The 18,160-nt window shown below is 40.1% G+C and carries 15 protein-coding genes; 7 read left to right on the top strand and 8 right to left on the bottom strand.

All coding sequences use genetic code 11. The features are described 5' to 3' along the window. Nucleotides 1-312 precede the first annotated feature (312 nt). Nucleotides 313-2,370 carry a serine/threonine-protein kinase gene (locus tag G1O98_RS14005; RefSeq protein WP_163929362.1) on the bottom strand — a complete coding sequence of 686 codons (2,058 nt, stop codon included), beginning with the start codon at nucleotides 2,368-2,370 and terminating at the stop codon, nucleotides 313-315. 377 nt (nucleotides 2,371-2,747) lie between these two features. On the opposite strand from G1O98_RS14005, the gene G1O98_RS14000 reads away from it, so the two are divergent. After that, nucleotides 2,748-3,620 (top strand): hypothetical protein, encoded by an 873-nt coding sequence (locus G1O98_RS14000; protein WP_163929361.1) that lies wholly within the window; start codon nucleotides 2,748-2,750, stop codon nucleotides 3,618-3,620. A gap of 28 nt (nucleotides 3,621-3,648) precedes the next feature. On the opposite strand, the gene G1O98_RS13995 is transcribed toward G1O98_RS14000, so the two are convergent. Both G1O98_RS13995 and G1O98_RS13990 read right to left on the bottom strand, forming a co-directional pair. Then, the gene (locus G1O98_RS13995; RefSeq protein ID WP_163929360.1) at nucleotides 3,649-5,481 is read right to left on the bottom strand and encodes an aspartate kinase; all 1,833 of its coding nucleotides are present in this window, start codon (nucleotides 5,479-5,481) and stop codon (nucleotides 3,649-3,651) included. 122 nt (nucleotides 5,482-5,603) lie between these two features. Continuing rightward, entirely contained in the window at nucleotides 5,604-6,173 is a 570-nt protein-coding gene (locus G1O98_RS13990) for a Uma2 family endonuclease (protein ID WP_163929359.1), read from the bottom strand. Nucleotides 6,174-6,270: 97 nt separating this feature from the next. Between G1O98_RS13990 and G1O98_RS13985 the strand changes: the two genes are divergently transcribed. Both G1O98_RS13985 and G1O98_RS13980 read left to right on the top strand, forming a co-directional pair. Further along, nucleotides 6,271-6,516, top strand: coding sequence for an AbrB/MazE/SpoVT family DNA-binding domain-containing protein (locus tag G1O98_RS13985; protein ID WP_114083907.1), 246 nt, complete (start codon nucleotides 6,271-6,273; stop codon nucleotides 6,514-6,516). Beyond that, complete coding sequence (locus tag G1O98_RS13980) at nucleotides 6,503-6,892, top strand: type II toxin-antitoxin system VapC family toxin (RefSeq protein WP_163929358.1); 390 nt, start codon at nucleotides 6,503-6,505, stop codon at nucleotides 6,890-6,892. The genes G1O98_RS13985 and G1O98_RS13980 overlap by 14 nt, the downstream gene beginning before the upstream one ends. Nucleotides 6,893-6,909: 17 nt before the next feature. On the opposite strand, the gene G1O98_RS40705 is transcribed toward G1O98_RS13980, so the two are convergent. The 5 genes from G1O98_RS40705 to G1O98_RS13960 all read right to left on the bottom strand — a co-directional run bounded on the left by G1O98_RS40705 (nucleotide 6,910) and on the right by G1O98_RS13960 (nucleotide 12,269). Then, entirely contained in the window at nucleotides 6,910-7,035 is a 126-nt protein-coding gene (locus G1O98_RS40705) for a hypothetical protein (protein ID WP_275941777.1), read from the bottom strand. A gap of 360 nt (nucleotides 7,036-7,395) precedes the next feature. Beyond that, complete coding sequence (fxsT, locus tag G1O98_RS13975) at nucleotides 7,396-9,726, bottom strand: FxSxx-COOH system tetratricopeptide repeat protein (protein ID WP_163929367.1); 2,331 nt, start codon at nucleotides 9,724-9,726, stop codon at nucleotides 7,396-7,398. Between the two features lie 66 nt (nucleotides 9,727-9,792). Continuing rightward, nucleotides 9,793-10,170, bottom strand: coding sequence for a hypothetical protein (locus G1O98_RS13970; protein ID WP_163929357.1), 378 nt, complete (start codon nucleotides 10,168-10,170; stop codon nucleotides 9,793-9,795). Nucleotides 10,171-10,498: 328 nt separating this feature from the next. Beyond that, on the bottom strand, nucleotides 10,499-10,888 hold the full coding sequence (locus G1O98_RS13965; RefSeq protein WP_163929356.1) for an agenet domain-containing protein: 390 nt from the start codon (nucleotides 10,886-10,888) through the stop codon (nucleotides 10,499-10,501). Between the two features lie 427 nt (nucleotides 10,889-11,315). Then, nucleotides 11,316-12,269 (bottom strand): lysylphosphatidylglycerol synthase domain-containing protein, encoded by a 954-nt coding sequence (locus G1O98_RS13960; protein WP_163929355.1) that lies wholly within the window; start codon nucleotides 12,267-12,269, stop codon nucleotides 11,316-11,318. Nucleotides 12,270-12,406: 137 nt separating this feature from the next. Between G1O98_RS13960 and G1O98_RS13955 the strand changes: the two genes are divergently transcribed. The 4 genes from G1O98_RS13955 to G1O98_RS13940 all read left to right on the top strand — a co-directional run bounded on the left by G1O98_RS13955 (nucleotide 12,407) and on the right by G1O98_RS13940 (nucleotide 18,136). Continuing rightward, complete coding sequence (locus G1O98_RS13955; RefSeq protein WP_163929354.1) at nucleotides 12,407-13,372, top strand: alpha/beta hydrolase-fold protein; 966 nt, start codon at nucleotides 12,407-12,409, stop codon at nucleotides 13,370-13,372. 137 nt (nucleotides 13,373-13,509) lie between these two features. After that, nucleotides 13,510-14,418 carry an alpha/beta hydrolase-fold protein gene (locus G1O98_RS13950; protein ID WP_163929353.1) on the top strand — a complete coding sequence of 303 codons (909 nt, stop codon included), beginning with the start codon at nucleotides 13,510-13,512 and terminating at the stop codon, nucleotides 14,416-14,418. A gap of 69 nt (nucleotides 14,419-14,487) precedes the next feature. Then, complete coding sequence (locus G1O98_RS13945) at nucleotides 14,488-16,158, top strand: phosphatidylglycerol lysyltransferase domain-containing protein (RefSeq protein ID WP_163929352.1); 1,671 nt, start codon at nucleotides 14,488-14,490, stop codon at nucleotides 16,156-16,158. A 571-nt stretch (nucleotides 16,159-16,729) separates the two neighbouring features. Continuing rightward, on the top strand, nucleotides 16,730-18,136 hold the full coding sequence (locus G1O98_RS13940; protein WP_243458435.1) for a hypothetical protein: 1,407 nt from the start codon (nucleotides 16,730-16,732) through the stop codon (nucleotides 18,134-18,136). Nucleotides 18,137-18,160 lie beyond the last annotated feature (24 nt).

The raw sequence follows: 18,160 nt of genomic DNA, 5'->3' as shown, positions 1-18,160 counted from the left end.
GCACATTTCAGGTAAATGAAGTACATATATAAAACCCAAAACCTTGTAGAGACGTAGCAGTGCTACGTCTCTACGTGTATTCGATTAGAGCGCAATCTGCTGTAAAAGGTCAAAGTCTGCGATTTCTGATGTTAAGTAGACATATTACAGTGATATTTTACCTCGGAAGCTCCCCCCAACTCACCTTAAAAAGCTTGCTCTAATTTCCTAATTTTTACGGAGAGTAAAGTAAACTCAAGCGAATTGGGGCATATTGGGCTAATAGTATAAGATGGATCGTCATAACATAGGATGACGGTATTGAGTCATAGCTCAGTTTTTTTCCGTTTTCCCAGATTTAGGACGAGAAGTTTTCGCTGGTGCTGAATTATTTTGCAGAATTGCAATTTCTTTCTGTGCATCTTGATAACTATCTTTTTCGCCTTGCTGTTGAAATAGTTTTGCAGCTTTTTTGAAATCTGCGATCGCTCCCTGTTTATTTTTCTGCTTGGTGCGAATCACACCTCGATTATAGTAGGCTAAGGCATTGTTAGCATTAATTGCGATCGCTTGTGAATAATCTTGATTGGCAGCTTTTTTATTTCCCAGTTCAAGATAAGCGTTACCACGATTGTTGTAAGCTGCTATATTATTAGGATCTAGTTTCAGAGCTTCACTGTAATCTTCAATAGCGCCTTTATAATCTCCAAAAGAAAAGCGGTGAATACCTCTGTGAATATAAGCAGCAATAAATTTAGGATCAATCTGTAAAATAGTATTGTAATCTTCAGTGGCTTCGACTTTATTTCCCAGATCGCTGAAAACATCACCTCGATTGAGATATGCTTCTATATATTTGGGATTAATGTTGATTGCATCTGTGTAATCTTTAAGGGCTGCATACTTTTGCTTATTAATAGATTGAGTTAAAGCCCTCTGATAATAAGCTTTGGCATCACTAGGATTAATTTTAATTACTGTATCAAAATCTTCGATTGCCCCTTGCTTGAGTCTGAGGCGACGGCGGATAATCCCTCGCTGTAAATAGGCTTCGGTATACTGAGGTTTGAGGGCGATCGCTTTACTAAAATCTCCAATTGCCCCTTTATTATCTTTCAGTTGAACACGGGCTAATCCCCTGCCATAGTAAGCATAAGCATCTTCAGAATTTAACTTAATCGCTTGGGTATAGTCTGCGATCGCTTCTTTGTATTTGCCTAATTCCGAAAAAGCAAATCCTCGATCAAAATAGGCATTACCATCTTGAGGATTGAGTAAAATGGCCTGACTAGAATCTGCTTGGGCTTGCTCATAGTCTCCTAATCGATAATAAGCATCGCCTCGCTTATTATAAGCTAAAGCATTCTTCGGATCTAATTCAATAACGTGATTGAAATCTTTAACTGCTCCTTCATAATTTCCTGCATCATATTTATCTAGCCCTTCTTGATATAATTCTTTTTGAGCATTACTGATAGGTTTTGGCGAATTTAAAAACCGCACTCCTACACCAAGTATGATTAAGCCAGCTATCCCAGCCAGAACTATTAATAATTTTTTAGCAGACTGTTTTTGTGGAACTTCAACATCTGTTAACTTTTTCAGATCATCTAAAACTTCGGTTGCATACTGGTAGCGCTTCCGATAGTCCAAACGCACCATTTTATTAATAATTTTTACTAGCTTTTTGCTAATTTTTATATTTTTGTTATACCAAAGTATTTCACCAGTCAGGCGATTTTTTTGATTTTGCAAATTAGATATTTCGTTTGCGGGTAAACCTAAAATTGCTGCGATCGCAACCATACCTAAAGCATATATATCACTGTTATATTTAACGTTGCCGTTAACTTGTTCTATAGGCATATATTCGAGATTTTCAGCATTATTAGTGATGGCTTCATTAAAATTACTAAAATCAACCAACACTAATTTTTTATCTGACTCTCTGCGAATAATATTTGCTGGTTTAATATTCCGGTGAATAACACCTAAGCTATGTACAATCACCAAAATTTCTAATATCTCTGATAAAAGATAAATTATTTGGTCTTCCCTCAGAGTTTGTCCCTGGATAATTTCTTCAGTAAAAGAATTACCAGGGATGAATTCTTGGACTATATAGAATTCTTCGTTTTCTTCAAAATAAGCAATTAGCTTCTGAATTTGGTCGTGTTCCTGCCCTAGTTTTTCTAAAGTTTCTGCTTTACTGGCAAACAAGCGAGGCAGGATAGTTAAAGCTTGAGAATTGGCGCTAAGACTACGTAACTGCTTAACTACAAATTGGCTCTCAGGAAGACTCGCATCTTCAACTAGATAGGTTTTTGCCTTTTCCCCATCATTCAGAACTTTTAGTATTCGGTAACGTCCATCTAGTAAATGAATAGGCATCAATATAAATATAGTCTTATAAATTGTTTGATTATAGCTTACGTGTTATTACTGGTAACTATTTTTTTTGAAAAAATATTTAGTCAAAACAAATCAATGCCATTGTGGCAGGTAAAAGTATTAATTACTAGCTAATGCTGCATATTGCTAGTAATATTTTTTTTTATTAAAAGAATGTTATTGATTTAGTACGGTTATATATTACCAGATTTAAGTAAAATTTGTGAGTTCAACGAGGCTTGGAAAAAAAAGTTAATCCATAGGGGGGGATATTTTGATTGGGATTATCCAGCAATGCCACTCATGACAGATAATCCTCAAATAGGGTAAAAAAATAGCAGTTTGAATTATGTATAACCCCAGATAAGAAATCGAAAATGAACGTATTTGGGCGAAAAAAAGCCTTGGTAGCTACTGCGAAGCGTCAATTTCTCAAGGCGCTCAATGACCGCGACATCGCTGCGATTAATAGCTTAGTTGTAGAGTTACAAAGGATTTTGAGAGCGGAAAAGTTAACTGATTTGATTGTTAATGAGGTAATGGTTGAATGCGATGCTGACAGCCACAGTTGGTTTTGTCAAATTTTTCTTGGACAAGCCCAATATGAACAGATGGAGGGAAAAGCTCAAAGTAACGTCTTTAAAATTTTAGTGAGTAAAGGTTTGGAACCGGGCAAAGACTTCAGCTCTGGCCACGATCGCAGTATTATTATAGGCGATCGCGCCAAGCAAGTCTTAATCAGCGAAGTGCCCCAGGAGCATCAGGCAGCATTTGAGGCACAGTTAGAATCCTCGCTAGTTTTAGATCCCGTTACCACCATCGAACAGCAGTTAGGTTGTGCATTTTTTACCAATTTGACTGAGATTGCCATTCAACAAATAGAGTTACTGAGTAATTCTCAAGCGGCTGCTTATCTAGGAGTGCTGTTGGCTGGATTAGTATCGCGTCATCCTCAACTTCAGGATGCGGACTTTCCCACACGATTTATTGTCAATGCTCTCCAAGGACTGTCGCAAGAACGAGCAATGGCAATTTTGAATGATCCAGAGACAAATCCTCAGTTCGATGAAATGATTATTTTTGGGCATTTATTAGCAGCAATGGGAGATAAAGAATATCACCGCATTGCTGAAGAAGAGGGTGGTATCAGTCTTGAACAACTCAAAAAACTTGATTTAGTTTGGTGTGGTGAACGTCGGCTTTCAGAAATGATAGCCATGATGGAAAAATGGCATTTCAAAGATAGATAATCAGCAATTTAAAATTCAAACTTTAGTTCTACGCTGGCACAACAACTTTCTCACTACCAGCTAGTCCAAAAGCGGCATGAATGGCTTGCAAAGCTTTAACACCTTGCTCTTGTGCTACGACACAACTAATTTTTATTTCTGAAGTGGCAATCATTTGAATATTAATTTGGTGTTGGGCTAGCGCTTCAAACATTTTGGCAGCAACACCTGGTTGTCCCACCATCCCTGCACCGACAATACTCACTTTAGCGATCGCACTATCTAAAACAACTTCACCCCATCCTAACTCTGCCGCTACTTGAGTAAGCATTTTTTTGGCATTTTCCCCGTCTATCCGCGAGACTGTAAAGGCAATATCTCTCCTAGGAACACCATCAATCACCCGACAGCGCTGAGATTGAATAATCATGTCAACGCTGATATTATGTTGCGCTAATAATCCAAATAACTTCGCCGCCATCCCTGGACGATCTGGTAATTGGCGAATCGCAAGACGCGCTTGATTCAAATCTAAAGCAACACCGCGAACGGGAGGACAATTGGGCAGGGGGGAATCTATACATGCACTCTCCCCTGCTCCCCTGCTCCTCTGCTCCCCTCCCTCTATTTCAAAGGCGGTACGAAGTGCTAAGACGGCACGATCGCATTCGGTGGCATCGACTACGCAACTTACTTTCACTTCGCTGGTGGAAATCATTTGAATATTCACGCCAGCTTCGGCTAAGGTGGCGAACATTTTTGCAGCCACACCGGGACGGCCAATCATTCCTGCGCCAGCGATGCTGACTTTGGCAATGTTATGTTCTAGCATTACCTCGGCTTCGTCAGACTTGGGATTAGATGGATTTCTCAGTGCTGGGGCGATCGCTGCGGCTACTGCTTCTGCCCGTTTTAAAATTGGGGTGGTGACAGTAAAAGCAATGTCATTACTGTTACCTTCATGAATAGACTGAATAATCAAATCTACATCTACTTTTTGTCGGGAAATTTCGCCAAATAACCTGGCTGCTACACCTGGTTTATCGGGTACGCGCAACAAAGCCACCTTTGCTTGGTCAGTGTCAAATTCTACAGCATCCACCGGACGGGCAATTTCTAGATTGATTAGCGATCGCCCTTGGGGTTTGGCTGATGTCACCCAAGTACCTGGTTGATCCGTCCAGCTAGACCTAACTACCAGGGGAACACCATAGTTACGAGCAATTTCTACAGCACGGGGATGCAGAACTTTTGCGCCCAAGCTAGCTAGTTCCAACATTTCATCGCAGGTGATGTCATCCATCAATTGGGCTTCGGCTACTAAGCGGGGGTCTGTAGTTAGAATCCCTGGAACATCTGTATAAATTTCACAAAAGTTAGCTCGTAATGCGGCTGCGATCGCCACCGCCGAAGTGTCAGAACCACCGCGCCCCAAAGTTGTAATTTCCATTTCTCCGGCGCTGGATGTGCCTTGGAATCCTGCTACAACAACAACTTTACCTGCATTTATGTGGCGACAGAGGCGAGTAGTGTCAATATGCAAAATCCGAGCGCGGCTGTGTTCAGCTTCGGTAACAATTCCTACCTGAGCGCCAGTCATAGAAATTGCTGGTTGTCCGAGTTCCTGCAAAGCCATGCTGAGTAAGGCGATGGTGACTTGTTCGCCTGTGGAAAGCAGCATATCCATTTCCCGGCGGTTAGGATTGGAAGAAATTTCATTAGCTAGTTTGACGAGTCCATCGGTGGTTTTGCCCATTGCTGAAACCACTACTACCAGAGAGTTTCCAGCTTGGACAGTTTTATAAACACGCTGTGCGACAGCTTGAATGCGTTCCACTGAACCGACAGATGTACCACCGTATTTCTGAACTATGAGCGCCATAACTTTTATGCAATCAATTGTGTCTGTTTTGCTCAACGCCTCCGCCGGGTTAGGAAGCCTTGAAGATATTAATAGATATTTAGTTTACTAAAAATTGTGTAGCATACCCAATCATCAGTTGATTATTCAAAAACCACATCTTCGTAAAGTGAGGCCATTGTTTCCTCAAAATCCACGCTGTTGAGTCGAAATGATAGATGTTCTGCTGTATAAGATTGTAAAACCCACAATCCTTGCTCATTGCGTCGAAAACACTCAACTCGCTGACGTTTGGTATTAATTAAAACATACTCTTGCAGACTTTCCAGTGTTTGATAATCGGCAAATTTGTCGCCCCGGTCAAAGGCTTCGGTAGAATTAGATAAAACTTCGACAATTAAACAGGGAAATCTTTTATAACCTGGCGTTTCTTGATCTCGTTGATCGCAAGTAACCATCACATCGGGATAATAAAAGCGATTCAGAGATTCAATTCGGGCTTTCATGTCAGCGATGTAAACACGACAACCAGAACCGCGCATATGATTACGGAGGAGAGCAAACAGGTTTCCTGCAATGGTAACGTGTGGATCAAGCGCTCCAGCCATTGCATAGATGTAGCCGTCTATATATTCATGCTTGATATTGCTCTGTTCCTCCATTTGGAGGTATTCTTCAGCAGTGAGGTAGTTTTGTTGGGGCGAGACAATCATATTTTAAAGGTTTTATTGTGTCGATTTACTTGTGGCGATGCGTTAGGTGCAGTAGACTTTATAATCAAGTAAGGAACTTATGTAAGGAACGTGGATAATGGCTAGTGCTACCATCACCACTAAAGGGCAAGTAACTATTCCTAAAGAAATTAGGGATTATCTTAACCTTGATACAGGTAGTAAGGTTGATTTTGTCATTGATGAAAATGGAATAGTTAAATTAATTCCCCTGAATATCTCTATCAAAAGTTTATCAGGGATTTTACACCGTCCGGGAATGAAAAGCGCAACTTTAGAAGAAATGGAAACTGCAATTAAAGAAGGCTCAAGTGATTGGACTTGATACAAATATTTTAGTGCGGTACTTGACAAAAGATGATGAAAAGCAGTGGGAGCAAGCTGCTGAAATTATCGAAGGGGGAGAGCAATGTTTTGTTGCTAATATAGTTCTTTGTGAATTGGTTTGGGTTTTACGGAGTAATACTTATCAATTTAGTAGGGAAGAAATTAGTAACACTATAGAATTAATGGTGCAATGTTCGGTATTTGAGCTAGAAAATCGCTCTTTAGTTTATCAAGCATTACAAAGATTTAAGCAGGGAAGTGCAGATTTTTCTGATTATTTAATTGGGGCGATTGCTCAAGATTATGGTTGTAGTTCAACTGTGACATTTGACAGAAAGTTGAGAAGTGAAAAGGGATTTGATTTATTTGAGTAGTGGTTATATAGCGATGTCTACGACGGGCTACGCCTACGCTCTCCATCATTTACAATCACATAAATGCGATCGCCTGTAAATTTACACTTCTTTTTTAGAGCATCGCCAGCTTTCGGCTTAATGATATACCAAAATAAATGCATGAATTACTCAAATGAGAAAGCAAACTGGGGTTTAAGAAAGTAAAAGCTTATTTTGCTTGCGGAAAACACCAAAATGAGTAAGCAAACTGGGGTTTGAGAAAGCAAAAGCTCATTTTGCTTGCGGAAAACACCAAAATGAGTAAGCAAACTGGAGTTTGAATAAGTAAAAGCTCCTTTTGCTTGCGTAAAACACCGAAATGAGTAAGCAAACTGGGGTTTGAGTAAGTAAAAGCTTATTTTGAGCAAGTAAAAGCTTATTTTGAGTAAGTTGAATGGCATTTTTACTTAGTTCAATATGAATTTTAGTTTAGGCGATCGCGCTTTTCAGTTTTCTCACGGTACGCTTTGCACAAAACTAGCTTATTCTGGATTTTGGGGGAGGCGATCGCGGAGATTTGCCAGGTTTTCACTACATTTTATAGTATCAGAATGATTCACCCCTAGTCGTTTCTCAAGAATCTCCAATGCTTGCAAATACAATGGTTCAGCTTCGGTATAACGTTCTTGTAAGTAGTAGAGTTTTGCTAGATTGTTGAGACTTATGGCAACATTAGGATGTTCATCACCCAGCAGCCGTTGCCTGACTTCTAAAGCTTGCAGATGCAGGGGTTCGGCTTCGCTATATTTTTCTTGGGATTCGTAGAGTACTGCTAGGTTGTTGAGGCTGTTGGCAACTAATGGATGTTCTTCTCCAAACAGACTTCGCCTGAGTTTCAAAACTTGGAAGAACAGTGATTCAGCTTCGCTGTATCTCTGTTGATAGTAATAGAGATTTGCCAAATTGTTGAGGCTAATGGAAACTTTAGGATGTTCCTCTCCCAACAAACGTTGCCATAGTGCCAAAGCTTGCAGATATAAGGGTTCGGCTTCGCTGTATTTTTGCTGGGATTGGTAGAGTTTTGCCAAATTGTTAAAGCTAGTGGCAACTAATGGATGTTTATCACCTAACAGCCGTTGCCTTAGTTTCAAAGATTGCACATGTAGGGGTTCGGCTTCGCTGTATTTTCCTTGGGATTCGTAGACATTTGCCAGGTTGTTTAAGCTAATTGCAACTAATATATGTTCATCACCCAGCAGGCGTCGCCTAAGTTCTAAAGCTTGCAGGTGAAGGGGTTCGGCTTCGCTGTATCTTCCTTGAGATTCATAGAGTAAAGCCAGGTTGTTGAAGCTAGTGGCAACATTCGGATGTTCATTACCCAGAAGCCGTTGCCTTAGTTTCAAAGATTGCAGATGTAGGGGTTCGGCTTCGTTGTATCTTCCTTGACTGTGGTAAATTTCTGCCAGGTTGTTGAGGCTGAATGCAACATCAAGATGTTCATCACCCAGCAGGCGTCGCGTGAGTTCTAAAGCTTGCAGGTGAAGGAGTTCGGCTTCGCTGTATCTTCCTTGGTCGCGGTAGAGTACCGCTAGGTCGTTGAGGATAGTGGCGACATCTAGATGTTCTTCTCCCAAGCGTTTTTTGGTGATTTCTAGACACTCCTCACGCCAAGGTGCTGCTTGGTCATACAATCCCTGACCTTCGTAAAATCGAGCGTTGCCGACGAATGCCCAAATTAAATCATCATCGCTGACGTATTGAATCAGATTCTTCGCTACCTCAGCTATATGAGCTATGGCAGGGTTGACATCGTTGATTTGCTCAAGAGTGGGATCGTCAGGAATCTCTTTGGCGACTGCTACCATTACCCGGCAAAACGATCGCTTTAATTCCTCCCCCTTATCTAAACCTGTAAGCTTATATTGGAAAAACTCTCTCAGCAGTGGATGTAATTGATAAATTCCCTCACCTTTGCGCTGGAGTAAATGCAGATTTAGCAGCTTATCATCTCTAATTTCTTCTAAATCTTCGGCATCTTTATCTAATAAACACTGTTCCATCAACTTCCAAGAGATGGGTGCGGCGGCAAATAAACTCAAGAAACAACCCAATTGCTTATCGTCATCCTCTAATTCTTGCCAACTCAACTCAAAAGCTGCTAACACACCTCGTTGTGCTGTCATGTCGGCTTCCGACTTAGATTTAGAGAGAGAACGCTCATCCAGTCGCTTCTTCTCCAACCGCCGCAACATTTCTGCTAAAGATAAATCCTGTTTCCGCGCCAGATAGCGCCCCACTAATTCCACACCCAAAGGTAAATATCCCAGCCACTCACACAACTGATTTGCTAAAGCTAATTCTTTTTCAATTCGCCTTGGTGTTTCTTTGAGTAAAGACCTTAATAACTCCAGCGCCGCCTCTGGTTGCAGCACATCCAAAGATAACTGTGCAATGCGTCCCAACTTCTGGCGCGTAGTCATCAACACTTTAAACCGAGAAGGTAGCGACTGTAAGTAAGGCTTAACTTCCTCGTAGTCGCTGACATCATCCAGCACTAGCAGCACATCACCTTCACGCCAACGCCGCCAGCAATATTGCACTTGCGCGAGTAAATCAAAATCTTCTGGCGGGTTTAAATCCAGCTGCGTTCTGGCAAACTGCACAATTTGAATGCCCACATCCCCAGTTTTTGCCAGCAACCAGCAAAGCCCACCGTTGTATGTTTCGCGGTGCTGGATGGCATATTGCAGGGCGAGTTCTGTTTTACCAACTCCACCCATCCCGGCAACAGCAGCGATCGCAACTTGTTTATTATCCTGCAAAAGTTGGTGAAGATTTTGCAATTCTTCTTCACGTCCAACAAATTCCACCACCCCACTTAAGGGCAAATTTTGCGGTATTTCAGTAGAAACTATCGATTCCCCTCGGGGCGACTTTAGTCAGAAGTTAAAGGTATTACCAGAAATGGTATTAGTTCCACCTTTAATATTTATCCCCTGCCAATTTTCAATAATAGTGTTCGTTAATTGAGGTTGTGCTTCATTGGCTACAGCTTCTACCGCTTGAGCAATTTCAGGATCTTTCTTTGCTGCTTCCTCTACCTGCTGCCCAATGAGATAAGCTTGACCATAATCTAAAGGTTGTGTTTTAGCCTGTTCGATAACCTTCGCCGTGCTAGGTTCCTTGCGTTTCAGCAGAACTAACAACTTTTCGCCTTCGTTCCAAGCCTTTTCGCCGATGATTTCCCCAGTTTTTTCAAAGGCTTTGATGATTACCAAGGTTGCGATCGCAGCTGCTGTCCGCGATACTGGCTCCATAAGTTTGCCAAAGTATACGAAATTTTACTTATGGTTTACAGTTTAACAGCCTCTAAACACGTAATGCAGAGCAAATAGTCAACTTAGAGCCAAGCGAATGGAATAGAGCCTCCGGCACGCTACGCGTTAAGCGAAGCTATGCCGAAGGCTTTATGCGGCTACACAAACAAAGTCTGCCTCCGCGGACTAAGGAAAAATTAAGGGTTTGAAACCCACGGAGGTGGGTAAAGCCTCGTGTAGCTGCGGTTTCTAACCGCCCTTTTAAATTAAAGGGACGACTCCAACAAGTGAAATCGTCCCTTTAAATTTATAAATAGTGAAATATACTCTATCTGCTTACTCTCGAAGGTTCAACCCACTCATCCCAAGAGCTATCATAGCCATCATAAGTAATTTTATAAAGATCGTTACTAACTTCTAAAACCTGCCCTTTATACCATTTTCTCTTCCACAAAATTCTCACTGCATCTCCAACTTCAAATGATGCTCGGAAGCGTTCAGCACCAACCCATTCATTCCAGGAACTATCATAACCTTCATAAGTAATATAGCAATTATCATCATTAACCTTAAGTACCGTTGCTGAATACCATTTTTCCTTCCAAACAACTTCAGCCTTTTGTCCTACAGAACAGGGTGAAGCAGCAAAAGCACTGGGAATCAATGTGCCTACCCAAGTTGCCATGAATATGGCACCAAACAATACTTTATTTTTCATGATTCTATCCTCAAACAGTAAAACGAAATTTTGATTGTGATTTATGGAAATCTAATTAAAATTTCCACTAACTGTTACTATTGTGATGGAATCAAATTAGCGATCGCCTCAGCAAAAATTATGAATTTTTGCCGCTAGTTATGAAGATATCGTGTTTCAAATTAAGAGATTTTATAAATTTCACTTGAGGATGTTTGAAAAGTCTTTTTATCGGTGATAAAACGTTCTAGATCCCCCTAAATCCCCCTTTTTAAGGGGGACTTTGATTCCGGTTCCCCCCTTTTTAAGGGGGGTTAGGGGGGATCTAAAAGTGCCTAAGCTCACAGCGAAACACTTTTCAAACAACTTCTTAGTCGAAAAGCTCAGATACCCGACTTCTTTAAGAAGTCAGCGATCTGATTATTAGTATTCATACTGAAATTTAATTTTACAGTTTATTCATATTTTTTAAATTCCGGGTTCTCAATCTAATTTCATAAATTCCTAACAAACCCGATGCTACTAGCAAAGGTAAGAAATAATAGATTCCCCGATAAGCTAACATTGACCCCAAAATTGCCGCAGCCGAAACTTGAGATGATAGAATCAGCAAAATTATAGTTTCAAATACACCTAAACCACCAGGGACATTACTAACAACACCTGCAAACATCGCTAGCAAATAGATACCCAAAAAATCCAGATAAGACAAAGATATATTAGTGGGAAGCACCGCATAAAGAATTGCTGCTGCCAAAATCCAATCAAGACCAGAAATTGCTATCTGAATAAGAGATATCTTAAAAGAAGGAAATCGAAATTCTTGTCCACGAATTATTAAAGGTTGTTTAATAAAAATACTTCCTAGCAAATAACTAGCAACCAATAGGAGAAAAATCACGCCGATGGGACGCACAGTTGCAAAAGGTAAATGTAATTGAGTAGGAATTTTGAGGGGGTTGATGAGGAATAAGCAACCTGCAACGGCAAACATCCCCAACCAAAAAGTAAAATTGGCGAAAGCAATTACTTGAGCGATCGCAACTGCTGGCACTCCCCAAGTAGCATAAAATCGATAACGGATAGCACTGCCAGTCAGCAAAGCAAAACCTATAGTATTACTAAACGCAGAGCTAATAAAGCTGGTTAAAGCAATCTTGTTCCAGTTTAGGGAACGATTAATATAACTAAAACCCAAAATATCATACCCAATCATCACTAGATAGCCCAAGACCGTCAGCCAAATTGCCCAGCTTAAGCGGCTTTTGGGGATAGCAGTTAGAGAGTTGAGGATGTCACGATAATTATACTCATGCAGTTCGTTAGCGATCGCCCACAGGGAAAGCACCAGCAGCGACAAGCCAAACAGTGTGCTGAAATTCAGTTGCAGTTTTTTAAGCATCGTGAAGAAACTTATCCTAAATCTTGACTTTTAACTTACAACAAGTCGCAAAGTTTCCATCCTGTTGACACAACATTGACAACTTACTTCCGTAAACTTAATGGTTGCCAGCACAGACTGTCCAATAACCTGCAAAGATGAACTACAAACAATCAAAAATTATCTTGCTAGTTTCAGTATTAACCCTAGTTAGCTGTAATTTATCCCAAAATGTCGTAGCAAAACCACCTCTACAACAGGATTTAAAAACAACTCCTTCTGTTCTTTCAACAAAGTCTAATACTGGCGACTCAGCTACTCACTTAACCTACAAAATTGCAACCTACGATAGTCAATTAATGGGTGCAAATCGCACTTATGGCGTTTCTTTACCCCCTGGCTATGAACAAAACCCAAAACAAAGATATCCTGTAATCTTTCTCCTCCACGGCGGACATGGTAATCCCAGTGATTGGTTTATTCAGAATAAGGGAGAAGCTCTCAAGACAGTGGAACAACTTTATACTACAGGTAAGCTCCCACCTAGCATTATTATCACACCAGATGGCAACGACAAACGTGGCTCTAGTCCCTACCGAGACCCCGAATATATTGATGGCCCTAACGGTAAAGTCTCCACAGCCGTGGGTGATGAGTTAGTAAAAGTCGTGCAAAGCCGTTATCGGACACTAACTAATCCAGATTTTTGGGCAATAGGTGGTTTATCTTCTGGTGCTTGGGGTGCAATGAATGTAGGGTTACATAATGTAAATCATTTCTCAATTTTATTTAGTCATAGTGGTTATTTTAAAGATAAAAGTGGCCCAACAAATAGCCCGATAATTTATATCAAAAGTATTCCCACACCAGCTAAGAAAAGATTGCGAATTTACTTAGATTCAGGCAAAGCAGATATTGAAGAAATCGATGAAGCTAAAAATTTCTCTCAAGTACTAAATAACCTAAAAATCTATAATTTATTTCGTCAATTTCCTGGCAGCCACACTTGGCAATACTGGCGGGAACATTTAGCCGATTCTTTAACATTTGTGGGCGAACAATTTAAATCTGCTGAAATGGAAAGTATGGCTCATAATGTTGGTATTAATAATAAAAATCCTTAGCGATCGCCAGGATAAATAATACTATTTTGTAAATCCGTTGATATTTAAATATCACTGTGGAAAACTCTACTGCCATTCTTAAGCAGATTCACTATAGTAAGTTCTAACGGAGGTGATTTTCCTAACCCTAAAAAAATATGAAAATTTCTAAATTGTTAATTAGTTTACTAGGAGCGATCGCACTTCTCACTACTGCTAGTTATTATTATGTATTTATCTTAGGTGCGCCGCAATTAGACCCACCCCAAAAAGTTGCAAAGACTGGACTAAAGTTTCAATTAGCAACCTTTAACTCTCAAGCGATGGGTGCAGTCCGCAACTATGGCGTGATTTTGCCGCCTGATTATGATAAAAATCAGCAAAAGCGCTACCCGGTGATATTCTTATTGCACGGTGGTCATGATGATGCTCGTGCTTATGCTGATAAGTATGCAGTCTTAGATGTACTTCATCAACTTTATCAAAATGGAAAATTACCGCGATCAATTGTGATTACACCTGATGGTAATGATAATCGTGGTTCCAGTCCTTTCTACGATCCTGATTACTTTGATGGGCCGAATGGCAAAATAGGGACTTTAATTGGTTCTGAGTTAGTGCAAGTCATCAAGTCTCGCTACCGCACTTTAGAAGAACCCCAGTTTTGGGCTCTGGGAGGTCTGTCTTCTGGGGGATGGGGGGCATTTAATATAGGGTTACGCTATCTTAACAACTTCCACATTTTGTTTAGCCATAGCGGTTATTTTACCGATAATAGCGGTTCACAAAATAGTCCTCAACAAATTGTGCAACAGCTACCGCTTCAAGATAGGAAGCGATTGCATATTTACTTGGATGCAGGTTTGAATGATACTAATTTATTGGCTTCTACCAAAGCCTTCCACGAAACCTTAAATAAATTAGGCATTGATCACGTATTTTATGCGTTTCCAGGAGGTCATGGCTTATCTGGTGCTGATATAGGCTGGAACTACTTTCACAAACACCTTAAAGATTCGCTCTCGTATGTAGGGGAACAATTTCAAAAGTTAGGAGTTAAAAGTTAGGAGTTAAGAGTTAAGAGTTTTAACACCAAAACTAATGACAAATGACAAATGACAAATGACTAATAACAAATGACTAATAATTTAAAAACTCAGATTGGACTTTGGAGTGCAGCTTTCCTTACTGGTTTAGTGGGAGTAGTAAATTTGTTGTCAGCAGTGACACCTAACTTGTATGGGCGGAATCACTGGTTAAAGGAATTTTTGCCATTTGAAATTCGTGCCACGGGTCATATATTTGCAGCGTTGACTGGGTTTGTTTTACTCGCACTTGCTACTAATTTATTACGCAGAAAAAGAATTGCCTGGTTACTAACCATTGCTTTACTAGTAATTTCCATCTTCAGCCATTTACTCAAGGGATTGGACTATGAAGAAAGTCTCCTCTCTGGAGTTTTACTGGTGCAATTAATCTTGATGCGCCATTTTTTTACGGCACAATCAGATCGTCCTTCAATAGCACGGGGAGTTAGAGTGCTGATAGGTGCTTTACTATTTACCCTGGCATACGGAACTATTGGATTTTATTTATTAGACGGCAAATTTTCAGAAAATTTTAATTGGCGTGAAGCTGTACTTCAGACTTTAGCGATGTTCTTCACTGAGGATAATTGGGGACTGCAACCAAAGAGCCGATTTGGGGAATTTTTTGCTAATTCTATCTATATTATTGCCGCAGTTACTATTACGTATGCAATAGTAATGTTATTGCAACCTGTATTTTGGCGTAATCTAGCAACATCAAAAGAGCGCCAAAGAGCTAAAGAAATTGTCGAGCAATATGGACGTTCTTCTTTAGCAGCGATCGCACTCTTAAATGACAAGAGTTATTATTTTAGCCCTACTGGTAATAGTGTAATAGCTTATGTTCCCAAAGGCAGGGGTGCGATCGCATTAGGAGATCCCATCGGCCCCATTGAAGACCGCCAAGAGACAATTGTTGCTTTCTGGCAGTTTTGCCAGCGCAATGACTGGTATCCAGGCTTTTACCAAACTTTGCCTGATGATGTTGAGCTTTACAAGTCATTGGGATTTAAGGTACTCAAGATTGGAGAAGAAGCGATCGTTGACCTGAAAAGTTTTACATTACAAGGTAAAGCCGGTAAAAACTTTAGACCATCAATCAATCGTTTAACTAAACTGGGATACCAAATCGAGTTTTACCAACCACCTATTACTGATGGTTTGTTGCACCTCCTTAAACCTGTGAGTGATGAATGGCTAAAGATGGTACAAGGTTCAGAAAAACAATTTTCTTTGGGCTGGTTTGACGAAGTTTATCTGCGAGAGTGCGAGATTGCTGTGGTGCATACTCCCGAAGGTAACATCAGCGCCTTTGCCAACATTCTCCGGGAGTACCAACTCAACGAAGCAACTATTGACATGATGCGACATCGCTCATCTCTTGAGAATGGGACGATGGACTTTCTACTTATTTCTCTGCTTCAGCATTTTAAAGAGTGTGGTTACGACAGCTTTAATTTCGGTCTTTCTGCCCTTGCGGGAGTTGGAGACAACCCAGAAGCACGCCGTTTAGAGAGAGTCTTGCACTATCTTTACAAGCATTTGAATCGCTTCTACAACTTCAAGGGGCTACACGCCTACAAAGATAAGTTCCGCCCCAGTTGGGAACCGCGTTATTTGGTTTACCCCAGTTTAGCTGCCTTACCAGATGTAGTTGTAGCATTGATTCGCGCAGATTCAGGCGATCGCCTTTTTGATTATTTCAAACCCGGAGCCTAAAGGCATCTATTCTGGCATTAACCCAACACCTCATTCGACTTCTTGCAGAAGTGGGGAAAGGGGAAGGGGGAAAGGGATGAAATTTCCCCTTACCCTTTCCCCGACATCTTACCATTTGTTACTTTTGCAAGATGTCTATTCTAGGGCGATATCTACGATTGACTCGTCTGCACAAATTGACATTTTTGTGATACAATTGTACTATAAAAGCATAAAAGGGGAAAGAGATGATGATTGTCGCGCCACTTGCGGGCGAGGTTTTACCTTCCTCATAAAATTTGGATTATTTCGCGCCACTTGCGGGCGAGGTTTTTACCTTTCCCCCTTCCCCTTCTTATGAATATCCGGTGAGTATGTAACGCTAAGTCTGACAGGAAATGTCCAAAGTTTGTCATAACTGAATCCCCATAGTAATTAGTACACTGAGGCCAAAATTTCCCTTATCTTGAATGAGGGGCAAAATCTCCTTGTCTCTATTTGGCATCAATTTATTTTGTGTTTGTCCTTCAAGTTTTCACGGTTGGAAGAACTTATTAGAAACCGTGGCTTTAACAGACTTATTGACCTTTAGATGGAAGGTGGAAATATGAGAAATAATCAAATTTCTCTGCCAGAACTCATCAAATTTTTTGCAGAATATCGCAACAATATCATCATTAATATCAAGCACCTGCAAGAAAATTATCAAAGAACAGGTATCAAGCGCCTTAAAGGTGTGAGAGATGAAAAAGGGGAACTATTACAACCTTGGTTGCAAACAGAATATATAGATAATGCTGAGTATATTGGTATGGGCGAGTTTCAATTTAACCGCAATACCGCTACTATCAATATGCTTATCAAGCGTAAAGTCAAACTTACCAAATCTGAAGATAAAACCCCTACTCTTGAGGTAGCAGGTTTGCTGGTAAATGACCTCAATAGCTTTAATAACTACACGATTGTAAGTGACGGTAAAATCAATATAAAGTCTTTACAAGTCAAAATTAGTAGTAAAAAAGCTTTTGATTGGCTCAAAGAAAAGGGTGTATTAGATGCAGAAAATTTTGACTTCCATGCTGAATATACCATCCAGCTAGATAACTTGCCGCTTGTAGCTTCTAATAGCTCTTACAGTAATATTGATGGGCTATTCAATCAACTCGCAGAAATTAAAGTACTTACTAGTATTATTTCCGCTTACTTGAAAAAAGAGTCAGATGTATTTATAGCGCCGCAGTTAGATGAGTTTAAAAAACACTATTTGTCCAAGAATACTTACATCAATTTCCCTACAACTAATGAATACACCAATATCCACGAAGCTTTAGTTAATGGTACTCTTGATTCCAGATTGAGCTATAAAATCGATATCGGCAGTCAAGATATTCTGAACTTGAGTAAGTTCCCTTCTGCTAACAAGTTTCTGAATAGAATGTATCGTCTTTATGATAAAGAAACTGGAGAAATTATCATTAAGCCGAATTTTGAGATGGTATTTAATGAAAATCTCGCTGTTAGGCACAGGTTACTGTCATCACGTACTAAGATTACGAAAGTTGACGAGTTTATGAAACCAATTTTCGATGATTTTCTTGGGCTTGATCAAAATGGCATAGTTATAGATATTCTGAAGAAAGTTGGTGCTGATATTTTGGCGCAGTTATTTCAAGAGAAACAAACTGGTAAGCAAATCAGCAAAGAAGAAATGGTTGCAGCTTTGAGCGCAGCGAATACCAAGCTAGAGAAATATGTAGAAAATATCTACCAAGATAAGATTTCCCCTTTGGTATTTTACATTGGTTGTACTGGTCTATTGCCAGATGAAATAAAAGCAAAACCCATGACTGCTGAAGAAGCTGCTGCTAAATATCCAAATCTACAATTTTCTAAAAATGAGCAAGAAGGCACTTTTTTTGCAGTTGGTAATAGTATTATCAGCATCTATGTCAAGACTGAATATTACAGCAAACTTATTTCTGTCGGTATAGACAATTAGATTGCATATACCAATAACCCAAAG

Source organism: Nostoc sp. UIC 10630 (assembly GCF_010747425.1).
Classification (GTDB): domain Bacteria; phylum Cyanobacteriota; class Cyanobacteriia; order Cyanobacteriales; family Nostocaceae; genus Nostoc.
The sequence above is the reverse complement of the archived record's forward strand: the minus strand, read 5'-3'. Positions and strand labels throughout refer to the sequence as shown.